The sequence below is a fragment of the Micromonospora sp. NPDC003776 genome (genome assembly GCF_053605645.1).
Window position 1 is genome coordinate 1 of the sequence record NZ_JBSGJR010000525.1, and the last position, 4,969, is coordinate 4,969.

General features: G+C 68.6%; 4 protein-coding genes and 1 pseudogene. 2 read left to right on the plus strand and 3 right to left on the minus strand.

Annotated features, from left to right (window positions below; genetic code table 11):
* Positions 1-29: 29 nt before the first annotated feature.
* From ACWEVO_RS29935 to ACWEVO_RS29945, 3 genes are all read right to left on the minus strand, one after another.
* Positions 30-1,199 carry an endo-1,4-beta-xylanase gene (locus ACWEVO_RS29935; protein ID WP_452310823.1) on the minus strand — a complete coding sequence of 390 codons (1,170 nt, stop codon included), beginning with the start codon at positions 1,197-1,199 and terminating at the stop codon, positions 30-32.
* A gap of 48 nt (positions 1,200-1,247) precedes the next feature.
* Complete coding sequence (locus ACWEVO_RS29940) at positions 1,248-1,955, minus strand: polysaccharide deacetylase family protein (protein WP_452310824.1); 708 nt, start codon at positions 1,953-1,955, stop codon at positions 1,248-1,250.
* 459 nt (positions 1,956-2,414) lie between these two features.
* Positions 2,415-2,612: a hypothetical protein gene (locus ACWEVO_RS29945; RefSeq protein WP_452310825.1), complete on the minus strand. Its 198-nt coding sequence runs from the start codon at positions 2,610-2,612 to the stop codon at positions 2,415-2,417.
* 236 nt (positions 2,613-2,848) lie between these two features.
* On the opposite strand from ACWEVO_RS29945, the pseudogene ACWEVO_RS29950 reads away from it, so the two are divergent.
* Both ACWEVO_RS29950 and ACWEVO_RS29955 read left to right on the plus strand, forming a co-directional pair.
* Positions 2,849-3,463 (plus strand): annotated as a pseudogene (locus tag ACWEVO_RS29950) (IS607 family transposase).
* Positions 3,460-4,878 (plus strand): RNA-guided endonuclease TnpB family protein, encoded by a 1,419-nt coding sequence (locus ACWEVO_RS29955; RefSeq protein ID WP_452310826.1) that lies wholly within the window; start codon positions 3,460-3,462, stop codon positions 4,876-4,878. The pseudogene ACWEVO_RS29950 and the gene ACWEVO_RS29955 overlap by 4 nt, the downstream one beginning before the upstream one ends.
* Positions 4,879-4,969 lie beyond the last annotated feature (91 nt).

A 4,969-nucleotide genomic window follows, 5' to 3' on the forward strand; every position in this document is an offset into this window, starting at 1 on the left:
GTTGGCGCGGCCCCGTGCGGGTCGTGCGGTCAGTTGCGGCCGGCGCCCGGGCCGGAGCGGTGGGGTGCCCCCGCGGCGAGCGCGAGGTCCTGCTGCAGCACGTGGTACTGCGACTTGGGCGTCAGGTTCGCGTCGTAGAGCAGAGCGGCGCCCTCCTGCGGGTCGCGGAACCAGCCGGGGATCCAGGAGTACGTGTCGCCGAAGCCCCACGGCGTGAAGGAGATGCATTCGCGTACCGCCAGGCACGCCTGCAGGGCGCGCGACCAGTAGCTCTCCTGGGCGTAGCCGGCCAGCGGGTTGGTGGGGGTGTTCTCGTTCGGCGGCGCCTGGGTGAAGGTGCGCACGTCCACCTCGGTCTCGGCGACCTTGAGGCCGAGGTCCGCGAAGCGCTGGAGGTTGTGCTGCAGGTCCGGGAAGCCGTACTGGGTGGACAGGTGGCCCTGGAAGCCGACGCCGTCAATGGGCACGCCCTGGGCCTGCAGGGCCTGGACGAAGGCGTACACCGCGTTGCTCTTCGGGCCGGTGAATTCGAGGTTGTAGTCGTTGTAGAAGAGCAGGGCCTTCGGGTCGGCCTGGTGCGCCCAGCGGAAGGCGTCGGCGATGTAACCCAGCCCGCCCCACGCCTTGTACCAGATGGTCTGGCGGGGCTGCCCGTTGTCGTCGAAGGCCTCGTTGACCACGTCCCACTGCCAGATGTCGCCCTTGAAGTGGGTCACCTGATCCTGGATGTGCTTCTTGAGCAGGGCCTTCAGTTCGTCGTTGGACAGGGTGGTGGTGTAGCCGTCGGACGAGAGCCAGCTGGGTAGCTGGCTGTGCCACACCAGCGTGTGGCCGCGGACCAGCTGCTTGTGGTCCTTGGCGAAGGCGACCAGGCGGTCGGCCGGTGCCCAGTCGTACGTGCCGCGGGTGGGCTCGACGAGCTGCCACTTCATCACGTTCTCGGGGGTCACGCTGGAGAACTGCTCGGCGGTGATCCGGGTGTACTCGGCGTTGCTGCCGAGCTCGTCCATGTTGACCGCCGTGCCGATGCGCAGCCCGGTGCGCGCGCCGAGGGCACGCAGCGAGTCCGCGGGATGGTCGGCGGCCCTGGACGGTGCCGGGGCGGCGTTCGGTTCGGCCGCGGCCGAGCCGGCGAGCGCGATTCCGCCCAGCAGGGCCGTGGCGCTCACGAGGCCGATGGACAGGGGGAGACGACGCACAGGAACTCCTCTTGGTCGGAGGCGGGGGCTTGACGGGTACGCGGTGGGTCAGCCGCGCCGGGCGGGCAGCGACAGGTGCCACCCCTCGGCGCGGAGCGCGGGGATGACGGCGGCGACGGCGTCGACGGTCTGGCTGCGGTCCCCGCCGCCGTCGTGCATCAGGACCACCGCGCCGGGCGTGATTCCCGCCCGCAGGCGGCGGATCAGCTCGGCGCTGCCCGGCGGGTCCCAGTCGCCGATGGCCAGGCGCCAACCCAGCGCCTGCATGCCGAGTTCGGCGGCGACGGCCGGGGTCTGGCCCCAACTGCCGTACGGGGCGCGGAAGTACGGGATGTGCGCGCCCGGCACGGCGGCGCGGATGGCGGCGCTGGTCGCCAGCAGGTCGGCGCGGATCTGCTCCGCCGACCAGCTGCCCATGTCGTCGTGGTGCATGCTGTGGTTGCACAGCGTGTGCCCCTCGGCGGCGATCTGCCGGACCACCTTCGGGTGCTGGCGTACGTGGTCGCCCCAGAGGCAGAAGACCGCTTTCACGTGGTGCGCGCGCAGCACGTCGAGCAGGCGCAGGGTGTCGGCCGGGTTGGGGCCGTCGTCGAAGGTGAAGCTGACCGACTGGCCGCCGCTGCGGGTGGAGTCGACGACCGTGGGGGTGGGGTTGTCGGCCAGGGCTGGCTGAGCCATACCGAGCACCAGGCCCGCGAAGGTCAGGGGGGCGGCGAGGAAACGTGAGCGATGTCGACGCGGGCTTCGGTTGACCACGATGACTCCTCTACGGACGGCGGTAGGCCTGCTCCGGAAGTTTCGGTATCGTTACGGAACAATGCCGACCGTAGGGAGATGGTTGTTCCGCGTCAAGAGTCAACGCACCTGCAGTTGGCGCGGGCTCGGGGAATCGTTGACGGCCTATTGACGACAGCCGAGCGTGCTCCTACTTTGGAGCGGGCGGCAGCATTTCCGAAATTTTTCGGTAACTCGCTCGGGGTCCCCTGCCGGCAGGACCGCCGCGGCGTCCTTGGCGGTGGCCGCCGTGGCCGCCGCCGGAGCGCGGCCGGCACCGGGCGGCTCCTTGATCGAGCGCCCGCGACCGGCACGACCTGTCGGCCTTCACCGCCGAGATGGCGTACCGGCAGCGACACGGTCGGCACCTTCGCCGAGAAGACCGGCACAGACGAAGGGGCGCGGAATCCACCGCGCCCCTGGTGACAGCTGCTCCGAGAGTCAGTCCGGCAGCAGCCGCCGCAGCACTCCCCTGGCGGTCGCGCCCATCCGGTACGACTGGACGAGGTACGAGCCGCAGGCGATGTTCGCCCCGGCCAGCACCGGCACCAGATACTGGGTCACCCGCTGCCGCCGCTGCCACACGGCGATCTCGGACGGAGTCTGCGGCGTCGACAGCGTCGCATCACGTACCTCCATCTTGTCGCCACGCTGATGCGTTTTCTCGGCGAGCCGGCCGATCCGACTTGCACAGTAGGTGGCGGCGACGAGGTCTACGGGGCAGGAGTCAGCAAGGACACGATCTTCCGGATCACCGACAAGGTGATCGAGGAGATGACCGAGTGGTGCCACCGGACGGGGGGATATTGCCCCGAGCATGGACGGATGGGGACCAGTTGTTGCTCCCCTCTTCAGCTCTATCCACAATCGACCCCGTGCGGAGTGGCTATCGGATCGGCGAGTTTGCCAGGTGGCTGGGCCGTTCGGTGAGCGGTGCACCGGTGGCAAGCGAAGGGCCGGATCACGGCCATCGTTTGCCGCCGAGGCAGGGGATTTCGTAGATTCGGATGTGCGCCAGGTGCTTCAGCCGGGCTTCGACGCCGGCCGGCGGAAGGGTTGTGGTGTACTGCCAGGTGTCATCGCGGGGTCAGAAGTCCGACGTGGCGTCGCAGGTGGCGGCGATGGAGCAGTTCTGCCTTGCTCGCGGTCTGGCCATGGACGAGTGGATCAGTGAGGTCGGCGGCGGGATCAACCTTGGCCGCGAGAAGTTCCTGGCCTTGATGGACGCGATCGATCCGGGTGAAATCGCCACGTTGGTGGTGGCGCACCAGGATCGGTTGGCCCGGTTCGGGTTCGACTTGGTGGAGCGTCTGGCGGCGCGCGGTGGCTGCCAACTGGTCGTGGCCAGCCAGGAATCGCTGTCCCCGCGGCAGGAGTTGGTCGACGACCTCCTGACGGTTGTACACGCCTTCTCCGGCGGGCTGCGTGGGCTGCACCGCTTCGAGAAGGAGTTGAATTGGGCGGGCTTGACCATGGAGGGTGATCGGTGAAGGTCACCCGGATCGCCTACTCAGAGCGGTTGAATCCGGGCAAGTACGCCGCTCTGATGGAGCAGGCCCGCCGGTTGGGCCGGGTGCGCAGCGAGGTGTGGCAGCGCTACGGCTCCATCAACGGGGTCGGGTCTGGCATGCGCGACCGGCAGGTGCGGGACCGGTGGCTGGCCGACGGCACACACCTGCGGTTTGGGGTGCTGGCGAACGCGTGGAAGGAAACCGTCCGCGATGCCATGGCGGACATCGCCGCGAACAAGGAGGCGGCCAAGGTACAGGTGCGCCGGGCGATCAGCCGACGTACCAACGATCCCGGCGAGCGTAAGCGGTTGTTCGCCGCGCTGAAGACCGACCAGTGGGCTGGTGACCCGTTCCTGGCCCGGCAGGTGCGCAAGCACTGGAAGCGGGGCCGCAACCGCACGCACGACCAGATCGTGGTGCGCGCCGACAACTACAACACGCTCGTCGATGGGCGGGGCCGGTTGTGGCTGGCGATTCCCGGTCTCGAGCCCCGCAAGATGGTCAGGATCCCACTGTCCACGACCGTCGCCCCTACGGGCACCCTGCGGCTGATCCTGCGCCGCGGGCGGGTCGAGGTGCATTACCAGATCGACGCGGTGCAGATGCGCTCATCACAGCGGCCATGCGGCGACCGAAGGCTCGGCGTCGACAAGGGCTACACCGAAGCCCTCACCGACTCCGATGGCCAGCCCCACGGTGAACAGCTCGGCGACCTGCTGACCCGCGAGTCGGACCGGTTGAAGGAACGTAACCGGCGCCGGGCGAAGCTACGCTCGATCGCCAACAACGCCGCGCTCCGTGGTGACCACGCGAAAGCGCACCGGATCAAGGCCAACAACCTCGGCACGGTGACGCGGGACCGTCAAGCCGCCCGGCACCGGGCGCGGGTGCGCACTGAGATCTTCACCGCCGTGCACGAGGTGGTCGACAAGGCCGGCACCGTGATCGCCGAGGATCTCACCAAACGCTTCAACGGTTGCGGAAAGTTTCCGAAGAACATCAACCGGCGCCTCGCCGCGTGGACCAAAGGAGTCACCGCCGAGGCCCTGAAAAACGTGTCGGAGCGCAGAGGTTCTGCGCTCGTTCACGTCAACGCCGCCTACACCTCACAAACCTGTCACCGCTGCGGCCGGCTCGGCCGACGCAGCGGGGACCGGTTTCACTGCACTGCGTGCGGGGTGGTGTGGCAGGCCGACGTGAACGCCGCGATCAACATCCTGCACCGAGCCGGCGACCCCGACATCGCCCTGCACACCCCACACCATGTGGTAAAGCAGATCCTGCAGGACCGGACCGATCGCCACCGGACCAGACTGCCGGTCCAGGACTCCAGCGCAGCCACCACTGCGCGGAGAGCGAAACCATCCAAACCGGTCAACTACGGGCAACGATGAGGAAGCAGTGGCACGACCACAACTGTGGTTCAACGCCGCCTGAAAGCCACGAGGCGGACGGCCCTTCACTCGCGGGCGAGCCCCGGTCGAT